The organism is Novosphingobium profundi, assembly GCF_018491765.1.
In the GTDB taxonomy this organism is placed as follows: domain Bacteria; phylum Pseudomonadota; class Alphaproteobacteria; order Sphingomonadales; family Sphingomonadaceae; genus Novosphingobium; species Novosphingobium profundi.
In genome coordinates this window covers 219384-239764 of sequence record NZ_JABWCU010000007.1, presented here as the reverse complement: position 1 = coordinate 239764, position 20381 = coordinate 219384, and the positions used below count along the sequence as shown (strand labels likewise).

Annotated in this window: 18 protein-coding genes; 13 read left to right on the top strand and 5 right to left on the bottom strand. The window is 66.6% G+C overall.

Translation table 11 applies throughout. The annotated features are described in order from the left end of the window. Positions 1-5: 5 nt before the first annotated feature. The 3 genes from leuB (at position 6) to HT136_RS09515 (ending at position 2919) form a co-directional block, all read left to right on the top strand. A complete protein-coding gene (gene leuB, locus HT136_RS09525) occupies positions 6-1049 on the top strand; it encodes a 3-isopropylmalate dehydrogenase (RefSeq protein WP_214199518.1) in 1044 nt (347 codons plus the stop codon). A gap of 45 nt (positions 1050-1094) precedes the next feature. Further along, entirely contained in the window at positions 1095-2285 is a 1191-nt protein-coding gene (locus HT136_RS09520; RefSeq protein WP_214199517.1) for a glycosyltransferase, read from the top strand. A 148-nt stretch (positions 2286-2433) separates the two neighbouring features. Further along, the gene (locus HT136_RS09515) at positions 2434-2919 is read left to right on the top strand and encodes a hypothetical protein (RefSeq protein WP_214199516.1); all 486 of its coding nucleotides are present in this window, start codon (positions 2434-2436) and stop codon (positions 2917-2919) included. 30 nt (positions 2920-2949) lie between these two features. Here HT136_RS09515 and HT136_RS09510 read toward each other — a convergent pair whose 3' ends face one another. After that, positions 2950-4278 carry a phospholipid carrier-dependent glycosyltransferase gene (locus HT136_RS09510; protein ID WP_246543512.1) on the bottom strand — a complete coding sequence of 443 codons (1329 nt, stop codon included), beginning with the start codon at positions 4276-4278 and terminating at the stop codon, positions 2950-2952. A 79-nt stretch (positions 4279-4357) separates the two neighbouring features. Here HT136_RS09510 and metZ point away from each other — a divergent pair, with 79 nt between their 5' ends. From metZ to HT136_RS09485, 5 genes are all read left to right on the top strand, one after another. Then, a complete protein-coding gene (gene metZ / locus HT136_RS09505; protein WP_214199515.1) occupies positions 4358-5566 on the top strand; it encodes an O-succinylhomoserine sulfhydrylase in 1209 nt (402 codons plus the stop codon). After that, a complete protein-coding gene (locus HT136_RS09500) occupies positions 5563-6918 on the top strand; it encodes a PAS domain S-box protein (protein ID WP_246543558.1) in 1356 nt (451 codons plus the stop codon). The genes metZ and HT136_RS09500 overlap by 4 nt, the downstream gene beginning before the upstream one ends. Before the next feature lie 70 nt (positions 6919-6988). Then, a complete protein-coding gene (gene apaG / locus HT136_RS09495) occupies positions 6989-7387 on the top strand; it encodes a Co2+/Mg2+ efflux protein ApaG (protein WP_214199514.1) in 399 nt (132 codons plus the stop codon). 79 nt (positions 7388-7466) lie between these two features. After that, on the top strand, positions 7467-8276 hold the full coding sequence (locus tag HT136_RS09490) for a LysR family transcriptional regulator (RefSeq protein ID WP_214199513.1): 810 nt from the start codon (positions 7467-7469) through the stop codon (positions 8274-8276). Between the two features lie 49 nt (positions 8277-8325). Continuing rightward, complete coding sequence (locus HT136_RS09485; RefSeq protein ID WP_214199512.1) at positions 8326-10596, top strand: S9 family peptidase; 2271 nt, start codon at positions 8326-8328, stop codon at positions 10594-10596. Positions 10597-10658: 62 nt separating this feature from the next. Here the strand turns inward: HT136_RS09485 and htpX are convergent, their stop codons facing one another. Both htpX and HT136_RS09475 read right to left on the bottom strand, forming a co-directional pair. Further along, positions 10659-11597, bottom strand: a complete 939-nt coding sequence (gene htpX / locus HT136_RS09480; protein WP_214199511.1) for a zinc metalloprotease HtpX — start codon at positions 11595-11597, stop codon at positions 10659-10661. A gap of 30 nt (positions 11598-11627) precedes the next feature. After that, positions 11628-13253: a substrate-binding domain-containing protein gene (locus tag HT136_RS09475; protein ID WP_246543508.1), complete on the bottom strand. Its 1626-nt coding sequence runs from the start codon at positions 13251-13253 to the stop codon at positions 11628-11630. Positions 13254-13433: 180 nt separating this feature from the next. Here HT136_RS09475 and HT136_RS09470 point away from each other — a divergent pair, with 180 nt between their 5' ends. Next, positions 13434-14630 carry an acyltransferase family protein gene (locus HT136_RS09470; RefSeq protein ID WP_214199510.1) on the top strand — a complete coding sequence of 399 codons (1197 nt, stop codon included), beginning with the start codon at positions 13434-13436 and terminating at the stop codon, positions 14628-14630. 95 nt (positions 14631-14725) lie between these two features. Here the strand turns inward: HT136_RS09470 and HT136_RS09465 are convergent, their stop codons facing one another. After that, positions 14726-15217, bottom strand: a complete 492-nt coding sequence (locus tag HT136_RS09465; protein WP_214199509.1) for a flavin reductase family protein — start codon at positions 15215-15217, stop codon at positions 14726-14728. Positions 15218-15265: 48 nt separating this feature from the next. Continuing rightward, positions 15266-16168 (bottom strand): LysR family transcriptional regulator, encoded by a 903-nt coding sequence (locus HT136_RS09460; RefSeq protein WP_214199508.1) that lies wholly within the window; start codon positions 16166-16168, stop codon positions 15266-15268. Positions 16169-16828: 660 nt separating this feature from the next. Between HT136_RS09460 and HT136_RS09455 the strand changes: the two genes are divergently transcribed. Genes HT136_RS09455 through HT136_RS09440 form a run of 4 tightly spaced genes read left to right on the top strand, consistent with a single transcriptional unit; the run spans position 16829 to position 20354 of the window. Beyond that, the gene (locus HT136_RS09455) at positions 16829-17326 is read left to right on the top strand and encodes a hypothetical protein (RefSeq protein WP_214199507.1); all 498 of its coding nucleotides are present in this window, start codon (positions 16829-16831) and stop codon (positions 17324-17326) included. 33 nt (positions 17327-17359) lie between these two features. After that, on the top strand, positions 17360-18502 hold the full coding sequence (locus tag HT136_RS09450; protein ID WP_214199506.1) for an acyl-CoA dehydrogenase family protein: 1143 nt from the start codon (positions 17360-17362) through the stop codon (positions 18500-18502). 17 nt (positions 18503-18519) lie between these two features. Then, the gene (locus tag HT136_RS09445; protein WP_214199505.1) at positions 18520-19563 is read left to right on the top strand and encodes an enoyl-CoA hydratase/isomerase family protein; all 1044 of its coding nucleotides are present in this window, start codon (positions 18520-18522) and stop codon (positions 19561-19563) included. Then, complete coding sequence (locus HT136_RS09440) at positions 19560-20354, top strand: enoyl-CoA hydratase-related protein (RefSeq protein WP_214199504.1); 795 nt, start codon at positions 19560-19562, stop codon at positions 20352-20354. The genes HT136_RS09445 and HT136_RS09440 overlap by 4 nt, the downstream gene beginning before the upstream one ends. Positions 20355-20381: the final 27 nt, after the last annotated feature.

Below are 20381 nucleotides of genomic sequence, written 5' to 3'. Positions count from 1 at the left end.
CAGGCATGCGCATCGCGGTTTTTGCAGGCGACGGTATCGGCCCCGAAGTGACGGGCGAGGCGGTTCGCATTCTCGAGGCGCTCGGTCTCGAGGGTCTCGAACTGGTCGAAGGCGACGTCGGCGGCGGGGCCTACCGCAAGCATGGTCACCCGCTGCCCGAGGCGACTCTCGACATCGCGCGCTCGGCCGATGCGGTGCTGTTCGGCGCGGTCGGCGATTTCGACCTCGACCACCTCGAGCGTCACTTGCGGCCCGAGCAGGCCGTGCTTGGCCTGCGCAAGGAGCTGGGTCTCTTCGCCAACCTGCGCCCCGCGCGCGTGTTCAAGGGCCTCGAGGGCCTGACCTCGCTGCGCCCCGAAGTCGCGCAGAAGATCGACCTCCTGATCGTGCGCGAATTGAACGGCGACGTCTACTTCGGCGAGAAGGGCATGCGCACGCTCGAGGACGGCCGCCGTCAGGGCTGGGACATGATGTCCTACGCCGAGGACGAAGTGCGCCGCATCGCCCACGCCGGCTTCAAGGCGGCGATGACGCGCGGCAAGAAGCTGTGCTCGGTCGACAAGGCCAACGTGCTCGAGACCTCGCAGCTCTGGCGCGACGTGGTGATCGAGGTCGCCAAGGAGTACCCCGAGGTCGAACTCAGCCACATGTACGTCGACAACGCGGCGATGCAGCTGGTCAAGAACCCGGGCCAGTTCGACGTGATCGTCACCGGCAACCTCTTCGGCGACATCCTTTCGGACCAGGCCAGCATGTGCGTGGGCTCGATCGGCTTGCTCGCCTCGGCGAGCCTCGCCGAGGGTACTTACGGTCTTTACGAGCCGATCCATGGTTCGGCGCCCGACATTGCGGGCAAGGGCCTTGCCAACCCGATGGCGACGATCCTGTCGGCCGCCATGCTGCTGCGTCACTCGTTCGGCCTCGAAGCCGAAGCGGTGCGTATCGAGAACGCCGTGGCCGCCGCTCTTGCAGATGGCATCAAGGGCGGCGACCTGGGCGGCAGCGCTGGAACGAAGGAAATCGGTGACGCGGTGCTCGCGCGGCTGTAAGAGCCTCGCCCTGTTTCCCGAGTCCCACGACGTAGTTTCCAATCCATGACGCTTTCCGGTTCGCACCCCGCCTCTTCCGTTGCCGAGATCCCCGCCGCTGCCGCGCTGCGGCCGCTCGAGCTTGCCATCGTCCTTCCGACCTACAACGAGCGTCGCAACATCGCGACGATGGTCGAGCGGATCGATCGCGAGCTTCAGGGAATCGCATGGGAGGTGATCTACGTCGACGACAACAGTCCGGACGGCACCTCTGACGAGGTGCGCATGATCGCGCAGGCCGACCCGCGCGTGCGCTGCATCCAGCGCATCGGGCGGCGCGGCCTGGCGAGCGCCGCGATCGAGGGCATGTGCTCCACCGCGGCGCCCTTCGTCGCGGTGATGGACGCCGACCACCAGCACGATCCCGCGCTGCTGGTGGGCATGCTTGCTGCGCTCAGGACCGGTGATTTCGATCTGGCCTATGCCTCGCGCTTCGCCGAAGGGGCGAGCACCGAAGCCTGGGGTCGGCCCGACCGGGTGAAGGTTTCGGGGCTCGCCAACCGGATTGCCAACAAGGTCACCGGCGTCGAGCTGACCGACCCGATGAGCGGCTTCTTCATGCTGCCTACCAAGCTGCTGCGCGCCGATGCGCACCGGCTCTCGGGCGTGGGCTTCAAGATCCTGCTCGACATTCTCGCGACTTCCGATACCCCTCTGCGGGTCAAGGAATTTCCGCTCAATTTCGCGGCCCGTGCCGAGGGCGAAAGCAAACTGGACCAGACCGTCGTGTTCGAATTTCTCGTGGGCCTCTACGACAAGTGGCTGGGGCGCATCATTCCCACCCGTTTCGCGCTGTTCGGAACCGTCGGGGCGATGGGCGTCGTGGTCCAGTTCGCGGCGCTGTGGATCCTGCTCCACGTCGTCTTCGGCGAGCGTTTCGTCTACGGTAACTGGTCGGAGAGCGCGGTGTTCAACACCGCCAACGCGCTCGCCGCAGTGATCGCGATGACGTTCAACTTCGTCGTCAACAACGAGCTGACCTATTCGGACAAGCGCTTGCGCGGCTTCGGGCCGTTGCTCAAGGGCTGGGCGCAATTCACGCTCGCCTGCGCATTGGGCCTGCTGACCAACGTGGGCGCGGCCGCCGTGCTCAAGGCCATGGGTTTCCACGACGTCGTCGCGGTGCTGGTGGGCATCATCCTGGGCGCGGTCTGGAACTTCGCGCTTTCGTCCAAGTTCGTCTGGGGCAAGTACTGATTCAGGGCTTTCGCGCGCCGTTCGTCGGACGCGCAGGACCCGGAGCGGGCGCTGGTCGATCCGATCGCGCACTTTGCCGAGCGGTACGCGCCGCTGGCCACTCTTTCACGGCATTCTCCCGCCACCTTTGATGGATGGGGAGAGTACCGTGATCTTTCATGTCTCGATGGACGCGCGCGAACCGCAGCGCGTCGCCGAAGTGCTGGCCGAACTGATGGGCGGGCGGGCGACGCCGTTTCCGCCCGTGGCGCAGGGCTCGTGGGTCGCCCACGCCGATGACGATCGCAACACGCTGGTCGAGGTCTATCCGCTCGGCACCATGCTGGTGGAGGCCGAGGGCGATGCCGATTTCCTCGGCGTGCCGGGCATGCGCATGCCCAGTTCGAGCCATTTCGCGATGGCGACGCGGCTCAGCCAGGGCGAAGTCTTCGCGATTGCGACGCGCGAAGGTTGGCCGGCCAAATACCGTAAGCGCGGCGGCGCTTTCGGGGTCATCGAACTGTGGATCGAGGGCGAACGCGTGGTCGAGGTCCTCACCGATGCGATGCAGGACGAATACCAGCGGGCGCTGACGCTCGAGGGTTGGCTCGCGATGCTGGCGCACGGCGACGCGAAGCATCGCCTGCCCGCCTGACGGCGTGGCCGTGGCGGTGCCGGGCTGGCGTCAGCGCCAGCTCGGCAGCCACATCCAGACATTGTAGAAGTCGCGGCTGGGCAAGGGCAGGGCCGAGAGGATCGGGAAGAAGCCGAGGAACATCGCGAAAGCGAGCCCGGCAATGCCCAGCCCAAGCCAGCGCCAGCGGTCGCGCCGCTCGGTCAGGGGGGCGATGGCGAGCGCGAGCAGGCCCATCAGGAAGGCGCCCGGAAGCAGGTAGTGGTAGTAGAACTGGATCGGCTTGCCGTTGAACGCCCAGATACCCAGGCACGCCGCGTAGAGTACCAGCAGCATCGCGGCGTCCCAGCGCCTGCGGAAGACGGTGGCCCACAGCCCCCAGACGAGCGCGCCGAGCCCGGAGATCATCGAGACCGGATTGCCAAGCATGACGATCCCGCGCTGGCTGCCGCCGATGACCTTGAACAGGTACCAGATGTCGCGCCAGTCGGCCGCCCACATGTACCAGAGGCTCTGGTAGGGATGCGGCTTGAGCACGCTGTCCTGAAGCTTGATCATGTATTCGTGCTGGGCGAGAAAGCCGAGCGGGGTCACCGGGCGGTGGGTGTAGAACATCGCCGGAAGGTAGGTCAGCCAGTAGACCGCGAGCGGGAACAGGCCCAGCCAGAGCGCGGCCTCGAGCAGGGAGATGCCCGGGATCGTTCCCACGCGGCTGCGCCGACCAGGGAAGAACGGGCCGCCCTCGCGCAGGCGGATGATGAGGAACACGAGGCCGGGCACCATGAGCGCGGGCGCACTGCTCCATTTCGCGCCGAGCGAGAGGCCCATCGCCAGGCCCGCCGCAACGAGGTGCGCGCGGGCCTGGCCGGTCGCCTGACTGCGCAAGGCCGCGGTGAACTGCCAAAGGCCCACCATGCACAGTCCCGCCTCGATCATGTCGAGCATGGCGATGCGGCTTTGCACGAACCACATGAAATTGGTGGCCAGCAGGAGTGCGCCGAGGATCGTGGCGCGCCGCTTGTGCGAGAGATGCCACAAGAAGCGCGCGAAGCCGAACAGGCCGAGCGAACCGGCGAGTGCCGGGCCTATGCGCCAGGCCAGCGGCTTGTCGCCCAGGAGCCAGATGAAGCCCGCGATCACTTCCTTGGCGAACATGGGGTGCTCGCGGTTCGCCGGCACCAGTTCGAGCAGCTTGCGGGCGGCGGGAACGTAGTGGATCTCGTCGAAATAGAAGCTTCCCGGCACGGTGAGGCGCCAGAGCGACAGGACGAGGAAGGCGAGGGCGATCGCGGTGCACCACAGCAGGGGGTCGCGATCGTTGCGGGAATGGAGCGGCATCGGCTCCGCCGAATAGGCGCTGCCATCGCCGGGCGCAAGCAAGCTCTGGCGCTTTTGCAGGTGCTTGCGTGCGTGCGCAGTCGCTTGCGCCGACTCGCCGAGGCTCCTAGAGCGTGATCCCATGAAACGCACGACCGGACAGGACCGCACCCAGACCCGCAACTGGCGCCCCGCCACCCAGGCCATTCGTGGCGGAACCTGGCGTTCCGAGATGGGCGAGACCAGCGAGGCGCTGTTCCTCACGTCGGGTTACGCGTACGACACCGCCGCCACGGTTGCCGCGCGCTTCGCGGGCGAGGACGACGGCATGACCTACTCGCGCCTGCAGAACCCGACGGTGCAGATGCTGGAAGAACGCATCGCGCTGATGGAAGGCGCCGAGGCGTGCCGCACGCAGGCCTCGGGGATGGCCGCGATGACCGCGGCGCTGCTGTGCCAGCTCTCGGCGGGCGACCACATGGTTTCGGCGCGCGCAGCCTTCGGCTCGTGCCGCTGGCTCGGCGACAGCCTCCTGCCGCGCTTCGGGGTCGACGTGACGGTGGTCGATGCGACCGACCTCTCGGCCTGGGAAGCGGCGATCCGCCCCAACACCAAGGTGTTCTTCTTCGAGACGCCGGCAAACCCGACCATGGACGTCGCCGACCTCGGCGCGATCGCGGCTCTTGCCAAGGCGCACGGCATCACCACGGTGGTCGACAACGCCTTCTGCACCCCCGTGCTGCAGCGTCCGCTCGAGTTCGGCATCGATGTCGTCGCCTACTCGGCCACCAAGCTGATGGACGGGCAGGGCCGCGTGCTGGCGGGCGCGGTCTGCGGATCGGAAGAGTTCATCAACGACAAGCTGCTGCCGTTTCAGCGCAACACCGGTCCCAACCTCTCGCCGTTCAACGCCTGGGTCGTGCTCAAGGGGCTGGAGACGCTCGACTTGCGCGCCCGTCGCCAGAGCGAGAACGCCTTGAAGCTGGGCCAGTTCGTGGAAGGCCGCGTGAAGCGCGTGATGCACCCCTGGCTCGACAGCCATCCGCAAAAGGCACTGGCCCAGAAGCAGATGGCCGATTGCGGCCCGATCTTCAGCTTCGAGGTCGAAGGCGGCCGCGCGAAGGCGCACGCCTTGCTCGACGCGCTCAAGCTCATCGATATTTCGAACAATATCGGCGACGCGCGCTCGCTGATGTGTCATCCTGCCTCGACCACACACCATAACATGGGGCCGGAAGGCCGCGAGGCGATGGGGATTTCGGAAGGCATGCTGCGTATCAACGTCGGCCTGGAAGACATTGACGACCTGATCGAGGATATGGATCAGGCGCTCGGGAAGGCGGGTCTCTGACGCGGCTCGCCCACGGAGCCGACCCGGCGGCGCTTCTTGCCGCCATTGTCGAATCGAGCGACGATGCCATCGTCGGCAAGACGCTCGACGGCGAAATCCTGAGCTGGAATGCGGCCGCCGAGCGTGTCTTCGGCTGGTCCCACGACGAGATCGTCGGCCGCAACATCCGCACGCTCATCCCCGAGGATCGGCAGGGCGAGGAGGACGCGATCATCGCGCATGTCGCCCAGGGCCTGCGCATGGCGACTTTCGAGACGATCCGCCTGCGCAAGGACGGCAGCCACGTCCACGTCGCGGTGACCGTCTCGCCCGTGCGCGACGCCGAGGGGCGGGTCGTCGCGGCGAGCAAGATCGCGCGCGACATCTCGGCCAAGCGCGCGACGCAGCAGCGCCTCGAACAAAGCGAACAGCGCTTCCGTCTCCTCGCCGACAACATCAGCCAGCTCGCCTGGATCGCCGACAGCGACGGCTGGATCTTCTGGTACAACCAGCGCTGGTTCGATTACACCGGCACCACGCTCGAGGACATGCAGGGCTGGGGCTGGAAGAGCGTCCACCACCCCGACCATATCGATCGCGTGGTCGAGAAGGTGAGCCGGCATTTCCAGTCGGGCGAGCACTGGGAGGATACCTTCCCCTTGCGCGCGGCCGACGGCAGCTGGCGCTGGTTCCTCTCGCGCATGAAGCCGATCCTCGACGAGGAGGGCAAGGTGGTCTTCTGGTTCGGCACCAACACCGACGTGACCGAGATGCGCGACGCCGAGGAGCGCATCGAGCTGCTCTTGCAGGAAGTGAACCACCGCTCGAAGAACATGCTCGCGATCATCCAGTCGCTGGCCCGGCGCAGCGACGCGGGGCGACCCGATTTCATCGAGCGGCTCGAACAGCGCATCCGCGGCCTCGCGGCGAACCAGGACGTGCTCGTGCGCCGGGCCTGGTCCGATATTCCGGTGCTCGAGATGGTCGAGGCGCAATTGCGTTCGCTCGGCGATTCGCGCGCGCAAGTGGAATGCGCCGGACCTGCGCTCGTCCTCTCGCCCGGTGCGGCCGAAGCGCTTGCGATGGCGATGCACGAGATGGGAACCAACGCGCTCAAGTATGGCGCATTGTCCGAGCCTTCCGGGCTTGTGGCGATCACCTGGTCGCTGGAGGAGGGGGACGAAGGGCCCGTGTTCCGCATCTCCTGGCGCGAGTCGGGTGGCCCTCGCGTGGCACCGCCCGATCACCAGGGTTTCGGAACCCGCATCATCGTCGATGTGCCTCGGGTCAAGCTGAGCGCGCGCGTCGTAACTTCGTACGACCCGGAGGGCTTTGGCTGGGAGCTCGTCTGCGCGGCAAAATCGCTTCGTTGAGAGGTGGTTCAGCGGGCGCAGCGGGGGAACCCGGTTGTCCCCGCCGGGATTTGCCGTTAGTCTGAGCGGCATGAAAGAACTGTTCCAGCATGCCGCCGTTTCCCAAGGCGTGACGGTTCGCGTCGCCGTGAACTTCCTGCCCGAGCAATCGCGCATCGAGGCGGGGAAATGGTTCTGGGTCTACCACATCCGCATCGAGAACGGGACCGACCAGGCGATCCGGCTGATGACCCGGCACTGGCGCATCACCGATGGCAACGGCGACGTCAGCGTCGTCGACGGGGACGGCGTAGTGGGTGAACAGCCCCTGCTCATGCCCGGCGCCTCGCACGACTACGTCTCGGGCTGCCCGCTGCCGACACCGCAAGGCAGCATGGAAGGGCACTATGTCTTCCTTTGCGAGGATGGGAGCGAGCTCTGTGCGCAGATTCCCTTCTTTCCGCTCGCGGCCCCGGCCACGGCGGGCTGATCGCGCGCAAGTCGAACCGTACAGCGCGCGCGCCTTCGCGGCGCTTGCTCCCCGCACGGCCTGCGCATAGGAAAGCGCCATGAAGCGTTCGCACTTGCCTCTCAACGCCCTGCGTGTCTTCGACGCGGCTGCGCGCCACCTCTCGTTCACCCGCGCGGCGGACGAACTGGCGGTGACCCCGGCGGCGGTCGGCCAGCAGATCCGCGCGCTCGAGGATGTCCTCGGGGTCGTCTTGTTCCGCCGCACCAGCAAGGGGCTCGAACTGACCGACGAGGCGGGCGCGGGCCTTGCCGCACTGCGCAGCGGCTTCCTCCAGTTCGAGGATGCGGTCCAGTCGATGCAGGCGGGCCAGTCCAGCCTCGTCTACACGATCGCGGCCCCGCGCGAATTCTTCGCGGCCTGGCTGGCCGAACGTCTCGGCGCCTTCCGCAAGGCCAATCCGCAAGTGCGTTACGCGCTCGTCGATGGCGAGATGACCGACTTCACCGAGGCCAATCTCGACCTTGCCGTGCGCTGGACCGAGGGGCCCGGCGAACTCGAGGGCGTGCAACTGGGCGCGGCGGACTGGGTCGAGATCGGCGAGGGCGACTGGATCGGCTGGCCGGGCGACCCCGACCCTTGCGGCAAGGGCGATGGCGAAGGCACCGAAGATGCCAAGCCGCCGATCATCGTCAGCGATGCCGGGCAAGCCGTCGCCGCCGCCAACGCGGGCCTGGGGCGCGTGCGGGTGCCCGTCTTGCTGGCCCAGGGCCTCGCGGCGTGGGACCGCGACGACCTCGCGGCCAAGGCCACGCCGTGCCGACGCGCCTACTGGCTGGTCGCACCGCGCCCGCAATGGCGCCAGAAGAAAGTCCGGGACCTGGTTGCCGCGTTGACCGCTGCGGACTGATCGCGCGCGCGTCTGGAAACGGCGCGCCAGTCTGCTATTCCCCATGCCCATGAAAACACGACATCTGCTGATGGCCGGCCTGTGCGCCGCCCTGCCGGTCGCGCTGCCGACCCTGTCCTTCGCCAAGGCGGACACCGCCGGAAAGACGACCATGTCTCAAGAGACCACCGCCCCCACGCTCGATTTCACCCGCGTCTTCGCCAGCCCCGCGCTCAACGGACCGAGCCCGCGCCAGGTGCGCATTTCGCCCGATGGCCGTTATCTGACGCTGCTGCGCAACCGCGACGACGACCGCGAGCGCTACGACCTGTGGGGCTATGATCGCCGAAACGGCAAGTGGCGCATGCTCGTCGATTCGCTGTCGTTGGGGACCGGCCGCGAGCTCAGCGAAGCCGAGAAGATGCAGCGCGAACGCCAGCGCATCGGCGACCTCAAGGGCATCGTCGACTACGCCTGGAACGAGGATTCGGCCTCGCTTATGGTTCCGCTCGACGGCGACCTCTACCTCGCCGGGCTTGACGGCAAGGTCACGCGGCTGACCAACGACGCCGGCGACGAGCTCAATCCCGCGCTGAGCCCGGCGGGCACTTACGTCTCCTACGTGCGCGACGGTCGCCTGATGGTCGGAAGGACCGGCAAGGGGCAGCAGGCGATCACCCCCGAGGAAGCTTCCGACACGGTCCACTGGGGCGAGGCCGAGTTCGTCGCGCAGGAGGAAATGGACCGGATGACCGGCTACTGGTGGGCGCCCGGCGAAGCGCACATCGCGGTCGAGCGCTACGACGAGGCGCCGGTCGGTGTGGTCCAGCGCGCGGCGATCGGCGCCGAGGGCACCAAGATCTACGCCCAGCGCTATCCCGCGGCGGGCACGCCCAACGTCGAGGTCGCGCTCTACGTGATGAAACCCGATGGTTCTGCCCGCGTGAAGGTCGACCTCGGATCGGACCCGGACATCTACCTGGCCCGGGTCAACTGGGCGCGCGACGGCAAGACGCTCTACGTCCAGCGCGAGAACCGCGTGCAGGACCGCCTCGACATGCTTGCGGTCGATCCCGAAACCGGCGCCTCCACCGTGCTGTTCACCGAGACGGCGGCCAAAGGGAGCTGGATCAACCTTACCAACAACTACCGCTTCCTCAAGGACGGCAGCCTCGTGTGGTGGTCGGAGCGCAGCGGCTTCGGGCACCTCTACCGTTTCGCCAAAGGCAAATGGGCGCCGCTGACACACGGCAACTGGGAGGTCTCGAGCCTTGTCGGCGTCGATGAGAAGGCGGGCCGGGTGATCTTCACCGGCACGAAGGACGACGTGCTTGCCCCGCAGGTCTATTCGGTCGACCTGGCGCATCCGGGCGAGCCCAAGCGGCTGACCGAGATGGGCTGGGCCAATGGGGCAGTCGCCAGCAAGGACGCCTCCACGCTCGTCGTCTCGCGCTCCTCGACGGACCAGCCCCCGCAAAGCTACATCGCCGATGGCACCGGCAAGCGCCTGGCCTGGGTCGAGGAAAACCGCCTCGATGCCAGTCATCCTTACGCGCCATACATGGCAAGCCACCGAGAGACGACCTTCGGCACGGTCAAGGCCGAGGACGGCTCGGACCTGCACTGGATGATGATCACGCCCAAGCTCGAGCCGGGCAAGAAGTACCCCGTGTTTTTCGAGCACTACGGCGGCCCGCACGTCCAGACCGTCTCGAAGGCCTGGTTGGGCGCACTGCCGCAGGCGATTGTCGACAAGGGCTTCATCTACTTCCGCATCGACAACCGCGGCAGCGCGCACCGCGGCGTCGACTTCGAGAAGCAGATCCACGAGGCGATGGGCACCGTGGAAGTGGCCGACCAGAAGGCGGGCGCGCTCTATCTCAAGTCGCTCGCCTACGTCGATCCGGGCAAGATCGTGACCTACGGCTGGTCCTATGGCGGCTACATGACGCTCAAGATGCTCGAGGCCGATCAAGGGCTCTACGCCGCCGGGATCTCGGGCGCGCCGGTGACCAAGTGGGAGCTTTACGACAGCCACTACACCGAGCGCTACATGGGTGACCCGAGGCAGGTGCCCGAGGCCTACAAGGCCTCGGACGCGCTCGAGAATGCCCCGAAGATCGCCGATCCGCTGCTCCTCATCCATGGCATGGCCGACGACAACGTGGTGTTCGAGAACTCGACCGCGCTTGCGGCCAAGCTCCAGAACGAGGCGAAGCCGTTCGAGATGATGTTCTACCCGGGGCACACCCACGCGGTGAAGGGCCCGAAGATCAGCGTCCACGTGTGGGACACGATCTTCGCTTTCCTGGCGCGCCACGGGATCACCGGGGTCAAGTGATCGGAACCGGGCCGGGCAGGTGAGGGGCGTTCGCGGCCCGCCCGCCCGGCCCACGCCGTCCGTCAGCGCGGACGGTTCGGGTCGAGCGCGGAAGTCCTCGCTCGCTTGCCTGCGGATACCGGAACCGAAGTGGTCGCACGCGCCGCGGGGCGCGGGCTGGCCCTGCCGGCGATGACGTGACCGCCTTCCATAGCCATGAGCGCGGCAATGCGCTTTTCGGTGGCCGGATGCGTCGAAAACAGGTCCGACACACCCGAAGGCACGATGTAGAGCTGTGCCGTCGCCGGGTTGCGCTCGACCACGGGATTGCGTGTATGCGCGGCGGGCCCGGCGATCTTGGCCAGTGCCGAGGCCAGCGCCTGCGGATTGCCGCAGATTTCCGCCCCAGCCTTGTCCGCCCCGTATTCGCGGGTGCGGCTGATAGCCATCTGCACGATCATCGCCGCGAAGGGGGCCATGATCACGGCGGCGACGGCCGCCAGCGGGTTGGGGCGGTCCTCGCCGCTTCGGCCGAAGAACAGGCCGAAATTGGCCAGCATCGAGATCGCGCCCGCGATCGTGGCGACCATCGTCATGATCAACGTGTCGCGATTGCTCACGTGCCCCAGTTCATGCGCCATGACCGCGGCGATTTCCTCCTCGCTCAACATCGCAAGGAGCCCGGTGGTCGCGGCGACTGCGGCGTTTTCGGGATTGCGCCCGGTGGCGAAGGCGTTGGGGGCCTGGGTCTCGACCAGATAGACGCGGGGCATGGGCAGGCCGGCGTCGCGGGCGAGGCGCTCGACGATAGCGTAGAAGCGCGGGGCGCTCGCGGCGTCGACCTCGCGCGCATTGTGCATGCGAAGGACGATCCGGTCGGCATTCCAGAAGGTAAAGAGGTTCATGCCCGCCGCGACGACGAGCGCCAACAGGGCGCCGCCGGTACCGCCGAACAAGTAGCCCAGCCCCATGAACAGCGCGCTCAGCGCCGAGAGCAGAAAAACTGTCTTCAAACCGTTCATCTGCGTATCAACTCCTCACGAATTGCAGCGTCATTCCGGGAATTTAGGAAGGGCGGCGAAGGTTTCAATCGCAGGGGCGAACGGGGACGAGGCGTGGTCAAATCCTGATGTGCGGCGCGCGGACTTGCCCTCGAGCCCGGCGTCCGAAACGAGGGCGCGTGTCAGCGCCTGAACCGAACCGCGTTCCACAAGTCTGGCCTCGAATGCAGGCGCGGGATCGCTGACCGCGACAGATGGCGGCGTGAAGCTCTCGCGTATCTGGCGGATCGCTTCGGCCCCGAGCGCGCGCCAGGGCACGTGCACGCTGGTCAGGGGGGGGCAGGTCATCGTCGCCAAAGGGGTGTCGTCGAAGCCGATGACGGAGAGGGTGTCGGGAACCGGGACGGCCGCTTCGCTTGCCGCTTGAAGAAGTCCGGCGGCCATGGCGTCGTTGCAGGCGATGATTGCGCTGGGGCGGGGGCTGAGTTCGAGCAGAACGCGCCCCGCTGCGAGACCGGAGGCCAGCGAATTGTCCCCCGGCTCGATCAGTGCGGGGCCCCTGTCGAGGCCGTGATCGGCCATCGCATCAAGGTAGCCCAGCTCACGCTCGCGTGCCGAAAGCGAGCTTTCCGGGCCACCGACGAGGGCAATGCGGGTGTGTCCGGAGGCGACGAGCCAGTGGACGAGGCTTGCCATGGCCGCGCGGTCGTCGGCGGCCAGACCGGCATTGCCGGGTACCTTGCCTAGACGGATGGCGGTGGTTCCGGCCTGCGCGCAGCACCGCGCGATGGCCTCCTCTTCGGACAGGGGAGGCAATAGCACGACCCCGCAGGGGTGGTGGCGCAGGAGAAAGGTGCGCAGGTTCGCGTCGCGCTCGGCCGGGGCGGTATCGAGCCTGTGCAGCACAAGCGCGAGTTCGCTCTCCTTCATGGCCTCGAGCATGCCCGCCTCGACCGCCTGTGCGATCTCGCCCGCACGGCCATCCTGGATGAGCGCGACCAGGAAATTGCGCCGCAGGGCCAGGGCTCTGGCTTGCGCATTGGGCACGAAGCCGGTGCGCGCAATGACCTCCTCGATACGCCCGCGCATGGTGTCGCTGAGGAGGGGCGACTGGTTGAGGTAGCGGCTTACCGTCTTGGTGGACACGCCGGCGAGGTCGGCGATCTCGGCAATCGTGAGCGGCGCTCCCGGGCGCGGGGTCTGGCGGGCTTGCGAAGGGGGGCTTTCGGCGCAATCGAGACCGGCTGCGGGCGGAGGTGTCGCCGGTTCAGGCGGGAGCGAGCTCGGCGCATCGTCCGTCGACGCGGCCATCTCGTGCGGACCGCAAGCTGGTGAAACCTCTGCAACGCACGCGCCTGTGGCGGACGCCGGAGCGGGTGGTTGCGCTGTCTCGCGATCGTCGCCTGCGACTTGCGGGGCGCGTGCAATCGTCGCGAGCCCCATTTCGCCGAGGACGGCCTTGAGGCGGCGGTGCATTCGCTCGCTCAGGTGTGCGGGCTCTTTGAAGAAGCGGCGAATCGTCTGCGCCGATACGCCCGTGAGCAGGGCGATCTCCTTCATGGTCAGCTGGACCGGAAACCCGGGCGGCGCATCGTCCCGGCCGGCATCCGCCGAGTGCGCAGCGCCGTTTGCGCTCGTGTCGGTCTCGGGTGGTGTCCTGGATGGTGCGCGAGCCATCCGGGCATTCTGGCCCGTGATGACAGCGCTGGCCAAGAATGACTGCTCGGAAGTGGAGAGATCATGGCGGTCGTGCAATCGCGCCCCTCGCCGAGCGCCGAGCAGCGATTGCGCCGACCGGGCAACCCGCCTAAAGGACCTCGATCCTGGCCGCCCCGACGGCCGTTGCATGGTACCTGGATGATTCCCGCCCCCTCACAGCGTCACTACGGCATGGACTGGCTGCGCATCGGTGCGTTCATCCTCCTGATCCTCTACCACGTCGGATATTCGTTCACCGCCTGGGGCTACCAGACGCCCACGCGCGGGGTGGTGTGGTGGGCCGAGATCCCGCTCCTCGGCCTCAGCGCCTGGCGCCTCGCCTTGCTGTTTGCCATCTCGGGCTATGCCAGCGCGGCCTTGCTGTCGCGCGACAAGGGCCGGGTTTTCGAGTTCGGCTGGAGCCGGCTCAAGCGCCTCGGCATCCCGCTTCTGTTCGGGCTGATCTTCGTCGTTCCCCCGCAGCCCTACATGGGGCTCGTCAACGGCGGCTATACGCACGGCTATCTATACTATTTCCTGCACGACGCCTTCAGCTACCGGCAGATCCTGGGCGAATACGTGCCGCGGGTGATGCACTTGTGGTTCGTGATCTACCTCCTGGGCTACACGCTGGCCTTGTGCGTCCTGTTGCTGGCATTGCCGCGCCCGGTGCGCGCGGCGATCGGCAAGGCTTGCGAGTGGCTGCTGGCGGGCCCCTTGCTGATCCCGCTCGGTATCGCGCTGGTCTACCTGGTGCGCAGCGAAGTCCGCTTCGGCTGGACCGACATGCACGAGGTGCTGCGCGACCGCGCCGCTCACCTCCATTATGGAGGCATGTTTCTGTTCGGCTTCCTGCTGCGCGGATCGGAGCCGCTGCGCCAGGCGATCGCGCGGCAGTGGAAGATCGCGGCCGTGATCGCGGTCCTCGGCTTCCTGTGGGTGGCGCGTGACTGCTGGCTCTATCCGGGGCGCGTGGCCACCCCGGCGCGCGAATACGAATGGCTGGTCTTCGCCAAGTCGGCCGAGAGCTGGGCTGCGGTGATCGCCCTGTTCGGCATCGCGGACCGGTTCTGGAACCACAACCACCGCTGGCGCACGACGCTCTCGGAGGCGGTGTTCCCGGTCTACATCGCGCACCAGACGATCATGGTCCTGGTCATGTACCCGATCCGGGGCTGGGGGCTGACCGCCTTGCCCGAGTTCCTGATCCTGTGCGGATCGGTGGCGTTCGGGTCCTGGGCGTTCTACCTCGTGGGGCGCGAGGTGGGGCCGCTGCGACCGTTGATCGGCCTCAAGCGTCACAAGACCCATCGGCTTCCCCGCCCCGACAGCCCGGCCGAACCGACTTCGGCCTGATCCGAAGTGCGTTAAAGGCGCAGATGCACGAAAGGCCGCGCTTGCCAGGGCAGGCGCGGCCTTCGTCGTAGCCGGGGGCGCGATCCGGCCGGTCGTCACATGCGTTCGGCAAACCCGCCGTAACGCCCGCGGTGGAACAGCATAGGATCGTCGTCGCGCACGGTTTCCATGCGCAGCACCTGGCCCAGCACGAACCAGTGGTCGCCCGCCTCGGTGACCGAATGGAGCTTGCACTCGATGCTCGCGATCGCGTTGGCGATGATCGGCAGGTTGTTGTCGGACAGGACATATTCGACGCCGACGAACTTTTCGTCGCCCTTGGCCGCGACCGAGCGGCACACGCCCTGCTGGTCCGAGCCCATGACGTTGACGCAGAAATGCCCGTGCTGCTCGATCAGCGGCCAGGACGAGGACGACTTGTCGGGGAAGAATCCGACGAGAGGCGGATCGAGCGAGACCGAGGTGAACGAGCCGACGACCATGCCGGCGGGTTTCTCGCCGTCGAGCGCGGTGATGACGCAGACCCCGGTCGGGTAACTGCCGAGAACCTTTCTGAACTGCGCTGGATCAATAGTCGTCGTGGTCAAGGTTTGTAATCCTTTTCATATTCGCATTTCCGGGCCTTTGGGCACGTATCAGGGCGTAAGTACGTCCTCGCGCGCATGGACGATTTCGTCAAGCCATTGCCGGAACTCGGTGATGCGCGGCAGGCGGCGGATGTCTTCGTGGGTGACGAACCAGAAGGCGCGCATGAGTCGCACATCGCGCAGTACGTTGACGATGCGCGGGTCGGCGCGGGCCATGAAGGTGGGCAGCACGCCGAGCCCGGCACCGCTCGCCACGAAGCTGTGCTGCGCGGTGATGCTGGGCGAGCGCAAGGTGGCCTTGAGGCCGGGGTGGATCTCGTCGAGGTAGCGCAGTTCGGGGGCGTGGAGCAGGTCGGGGATGTAGCCGACGAGGTTGTGGCCCTTGAGCAGGTCGGCCGGACGACGCGGCCAGCCGTGCGTCTCGAGGTAGCCCTTCGTGGCGTAAAGCCCGAGCTGGTAGTTGGCGAGCTTGTGCGCGACGAGCGGGCCCTTCTGCGGACGTGAGAGGACGATCGCGACATCGGCCTCCCGGCGGCTGGGGCTGAGCGCCTCGCCGGAAGAGGCGACCATGTCGATGCCCAGGCGCGGATGCTTGGCCTGGAAGCGGAAGAGGTGGGGGGCGAGGAACCAGATGCCGAAGCCTTCGGTGGTGGAAATGCGCAAGGTGCCCGAGAGGCCTTCGCCTTCCTCGCTCGGGGTCGCGATGCGCGCGGCGGCCCGGTCCATGCTCTCGACGGCCATCAACAGGTTCTCTCCCGCCTCGGTGAGCGCTTGTCCGGTGCGGGTCTGTTCGAAGAGGGTGGTGCCGAGCGCGGCCTCGAGGCGGCGCAGGCGGCGGCCGACGGTTGTCGGGTTCATGCCCAGGCTGCGTGCGGCGCGGCTGAGCTGTCCGCCGCGGGCAATGGCCAGGAAGGCCTGGTAGTCGCTCCAGTCTGCGGTGGGTATGCTCATTTTTAGGCGCCTTCTCTAAACTGCTGCATTTTTGCAGTAGCTGCATTTTTGCAGGTTAGCATCCCTTAAATGAGCCTTGCCTGCAATTCGTCGGGGGGCTATCAGGCCCTCAAGCCGAACGGAAGTCACGATAAACAAGGTCGGGCCAACGCAAAATCGGTACAAGAAATATAAAGAATACAAGCGCTGCGAATGCGAAGGTGGAGAGGATGCGACGGATTGGCCACGTAATCGTGGGTGGTGCAGTCGCGGATCATGCCGCAAGCACCACCCCGATATCGATCCCCGATCGGGGCAGCATTCAGGGAGAGGTCACCTTGGGAGAGGGTGCCGTTTTGGATCTGGCTGTGACGACCGCAAAGGTCGCACAGCCGAAATGATTTTCATGAACCCGCGCCATTTCGCGCGGGTTTTGTTTTTGGGCCCGTTGTCGCAGCCCGCTGGACGGGCGGCCCTGGTCGCCAGGCTGCAGGTGCGGCACTCCTACGATTCTGTGCATTGGTCTGGGTCACGGGCCTGTCTGTGCGCGATCGTCGAATGGGGATCGCGCGGGCCTGCCGTCAGCGGACTTGCCTTGCCAAGCCGGTCGTGAAGGAACAGGAAACGCCTTGCGCACGTTCCCGAAGTACGATTGCAAACGCGGCCATGAAGGAATTCCCGATGTATCGTAGCGGTTTCGTCCTTGCATTTACGTTGTCCTCGGCGCTGACCCTGGCGGCGTGTTCGTCGCAACCGGACCAGGCGCCGAGCCCGTCCCCCAACGACACCGCACAGGCACCCGTGGACGAACCGTCCGCAGAGGTCGGTGCGCCGACCACGGCCGCTTCGGCGCTGGCGGATGCGCATTCGATCCCGCCGCTCTTGCGTGGTCGCTGGGGGCTCGTCCCGCTTGACTGTACGGGCGATCCCGCAGCGGCCAAGGGCCTGATCACGATCGACCCGGCCAGGATCGAGTTCTACGAGTCGGTCGCCAAGCTCGGCACGATCGACGAGATCGGCGAGAGTTCGGTCCGGGCGGCCTTCCAGTTCGAGGGGGAGGGCCAGACATGGGACCTCAATGTTTCCCTGGCGAGCCCCGACGGTGGCAAGACGCTCGTCCGAACCGACCGGGGCGCGGATGCGGCCCCTGGTCCCCTGACTTATACCAAGTGCCCGTGAGAGGCGCCAAGACATGAGAGTTTGCAGGAAGAGATGACTGATCCGTTTTGCCTTACCGAGGACCAGGTCGCGATCCGCGACATGGCCGAGAAATTCACAGCCGATCGAATCACCCCCTACGCCGCGCATTGGGACGAGACCAGCCATTATCCGGTCGAAGTCTGGAAGGCGGCCGGCGAACTCGGTCTTGGCGCGATCTACGTGTCCGAGGAAGGCGGCGGGATCGGCCTGGGCCGGCTCGAGGCCGCGCTCGCGATGGAGGCGATGGCCTATGGGTGCCCCGCAACCAGCGCCTACATCTCGATCCACAACATGGTGGCCTGGATGGTCGACAGCTTTGCCGACGAGAGCCTCAAGGCGCGTTACCTGCCGGGCCTCGTCGCGATGGACACGATCGGGTCCTATTGCCTCACTGAGCCGTCCTCGGGATCGGACGCAGCGGCCTTGCGCACCACCGCGCGGCGCGAGGGCGATGGCTATTTCCTCAACGGCACCAAGCAGTTCATCTCGGGTGGCGGGGTCAACGACGTCTACCTCGTAATGGCGCGTACTGGCGATCACAAGACGCGCGGGATTTCCTGCTTCCTGCTTGAAAAGGGCATGGAGGGCCTCTCGTTCGGGGCGCCCGAGCGCAAGCTGGGCTGGAACGCTTCGCCCACCGCGCAAGTCATCCTCGAGGAGTGCCGGGTTCCGGAGGCGAACCGGGTCGGCGCCGAAGGCGACGGCTTTCGCTTCGCGATGGCCGGGCTCGACGGCGGGCGACTCAACATCGGCGCCTGTTCGCTCGGCGGGGCGCAGCGCTGCCTCGACGAGGCGATTGCCTACGTCAAGGAGCGCCGGCAGTTCGACCAGCCGCTGGCGGAGTTTCAGAACACCCAGTTTCGCCTTGCCGACATGGCCGCCGAACTGGAGGCGGCGCGTGCGCTGCTCTACCTGGCCGCCTCGAAGGTCACTGCCGGATCGCCCGACAAAACCCGCTTCGCCGCGATGGCCAAGATGATCGCCAGCGACACCGGTTCCTCGGTGGTCGACCGCGCGCTCCAGCTTTTCGGCGGTTACGGCTATTTGCGCGACTACCCGATCGAGCGCTTCTGGCGCGATCTGCGTGTCCATCGGATACTCGAGGGGACGAACGAGGTGATGCGCATGATTATAGGTCGCGAGCTCCTCAAGTAGGCGCTAGGGAAGCGGACATGACCGATGAAGTGCTGACCCGCCGCGAGGGCGTTGCCGCCGTGATCTCGCTCAATCGTCCCAAGGCGATCCACGCTCTCACCACCGCGATGTGCGAGGCGATGATCGCTGCACTTCAGGACTTTGCGCAGGACGACAGCGTGGGCGTGGTGATCATCGAACACGCCGAGGGAAGAGGCTTTTGCGCCGGAGGCGACATCACGCTGCTGCGCAAGTCGGCGCTCGAGGATGGGGGCATTTCGGGTCGCCGCTTCTTCCTGCTCGAATACCGTCTCAACCACATGCTCTTCACCTACTCCAAACCGGTGGTCGCGTTCATGGACGGGGTCACCATGGGTGGGGGCGTGGGCATCTCGCAGCCCGCACGGTTCCGTGTGGCAACCGAGCACACCCGTTTCGCCATGCCCGAAACCGGGATCGGTCTGTTCCCGGACGTGGGGGGAGGCTGGTACCTCTCGCGCCTGCAAGGGCGCGTGGGCTATTATCTGGCGTTGACCGGCGCGCGGTTCGACGGTTCGGAATGCCTCTACACTGGCCTTGCGACGCATTACCTGCCCTCCGCAGCGCAGGAGGAGGCCAAGCGGCGGATCGGGGCCGGTCACGAGATCGACGGCGTCCTCGCCTCGCTCGCCGTGACACCGCCGGACCCTCGCATCGCCGCGCACGAAGGTGCGATCCGCAAGCATTTCGCGTTCGACACGCTGGAGGAAGTGCTTGCCTCGCTCGACCGTGACGAGAGCGAATGGGCGGCGAAGGAACTCGCCAGCTTGCGCACCAAGAGCCCGCAGGCCTGCAAGGTGGCACTCCATGAATTGAACGCCTCGCTGCAGCTCGAGACGTTCGCGGAGGAAATGGCGATGGAATACGCGATTGCGAGCCGCGTGCTGGTCCTGCCCGATTTTGCCGAAGGCGTGCGCGCGGTTCTCGTCGACAAGGACAACGCGCCGAAATGGAAACCCGCTGCGCCCGAAGGCGTGAGCGAACAGGCGATCGCCGCGATCTTCGCGCCCCTGCCTGCCAGTGAGGAATGGAAACCCCTATGACCCAAGCCGCGACTTACGAAACGCTCCTCGTCGAGATCCGGGGCGCCGTCACGCTCATCACGCTCAATCGCCCGCAGGCGCTCAACGCGCTCAATTCGACGGTGATGGCCGAGATGGTGCAGGCGATGGCCGCCTTCGAGGCTGACCCCTCCCAAGGCTGCGCGGTGGTGACCGGTTCGGGCGAAAAGGCCTTCGCGGCCGGCGCCGACATCAAGGAAATGGCGGGCAAGCCTTCGGCCGAATTCTACGCCGAAGACTTCTTCGCCGACTGGACCTCGAAAGTGGTCAAGGCCACGCGCAAGCCCTGGATCGCGGCGGTCAACGGCTTCGCGCTCGGGGGCGGCTGTGAAGTGGCGATGATGGCGGATTTCATCATCGCCTCCGAGAACGCGAAGTTCGGCCAGCCAGAGATCACGCTCGGTGTCCTGCCGGGCATGGGTGGATCGCAACGCCTGACCCGCGCAGTGGGCAAGTCCAAGGCGATGGACTTGTGCCTGACCGGGCGGATGATGGGCGCCGAGGAAGCCGAACGCGCCGGTCTCGTCGCGCGGGTGGTACCTGCCGACCAGTTGCTGGACGAGGCGATGAAGGCCGCCGCGAAGATCGCCGCGCTGCCCCCGCTCGCGGTCAAGGCGAACAAGGAGGCGGTCAATCTCGCCTTCGAGACCACGCTCGACACCGGGCTCGTCATGGAACGCCGCCTGTTTCAGGTTCTCGCCGCGACCGAGGACAAGGTCGAAGGCATGGCTGCCTTCGTCGAGAAGCGCGCCGGGGCCTGGAAGGGCAAGTAAGATAGGTTCCCCCGCTTCCTAAGGGAC

Bases quoted from the DNA above. Each gene is read 5' to 3' on its own strand.
- leuB (WP_214199518.1), top strand. From the start codon at position 6: ATGCGCATCGCGGTTTTTGCAGGCGACGGTATCGGCCCCGAAGTGACG.
- HT136_RS09520 (WP_214199517.1), top strand. From the start codon at position 1,095: ATGACGCTTTCCGGTTCGCACCCCGCCTCTTCCGTTGCCGAGATCCCC.
- metZ (WP_214199515.1), top strand. From the start codon at position 4,358: ATGAAACGCACGACCGGACAGGACCGCACCCAGACCCGCAACTGGCGC.
- apaG (WP_214199514.1), top strand. From the start codon at position 6,989: ATGAAAGAACTGTTCCAGCATGCCGCCGTTTCCCAAGGCGTGACGGTT.
- HT136_RS09490 (WP_214199513.1), top strand. From the start codon at position 7,467: ATGAAGCGTTCGCACTTGCCTCTCAACGCCCTGCGTGTCTTCGACGCG.
- HT136_RS09485 (WP_214199512.1), top strand. From the start codon at position 8,326: ATGAAAACACGACATCTGCTGATGGCCGGCCTGTGCGCCGCCCTGCCG.
- htpX (WP_214199511.1), bottom strand. From the start codon at position 11,597: ATGAACGGTTTGAAGACAGTTTTTCTGCTCTCGGCGCTGAGCGCGCTG.
- HT136_RS09475 (WP_246543508.1), bottom strand. From the start codon at position 13,253: ATGGCTCGCGCACCATCCAGGACACCACCCGAGACCGACACGAGCGCA.
- HT136_RS09470 (WP_214199510.1), top strand. From the start codon at position 13,434: ATGATTCCCGCCCCCTCACAGCGTCACTACGGCATGGACTGGCTGCGC.
- HT136_RS09460 (WP_214199508.1), bottom strand. From the start codon at position 16,168: ATGAGCATACCCACCGCAGACTGGAGCGACTACCAGGCCTTCCTGGCC.
- HT136_RS09455 (WP_214199507.1), top strand. From the start codon at position 16,829: ATGTATCGTAGCGGTTTCGTCCTTGCATTTACGTTGTCCTCGGCGCTG.
- HT136_RS09450 (WP_214199506.1), top strand. From the start codon at position 17,360: ATGACTGATCCGTTTTGCCTTACCGAGGACCAGGTCGCGATCCGCGAC.
- HT136_RS09445 (WP_214199505.1), top strand. From the start codon at position 18,520: ATGACCGATGAAGTGCTGACCCGCCGCGAGGGCGTTGCCGCCGTGATC.
- HT136_RS09440 (WP_214199504.1), top strand. From the start codon at position 19,560: ATGACCCAAGCCGCGACTTACGAAACGCTCCTCGTCGAGATCCGGGGC.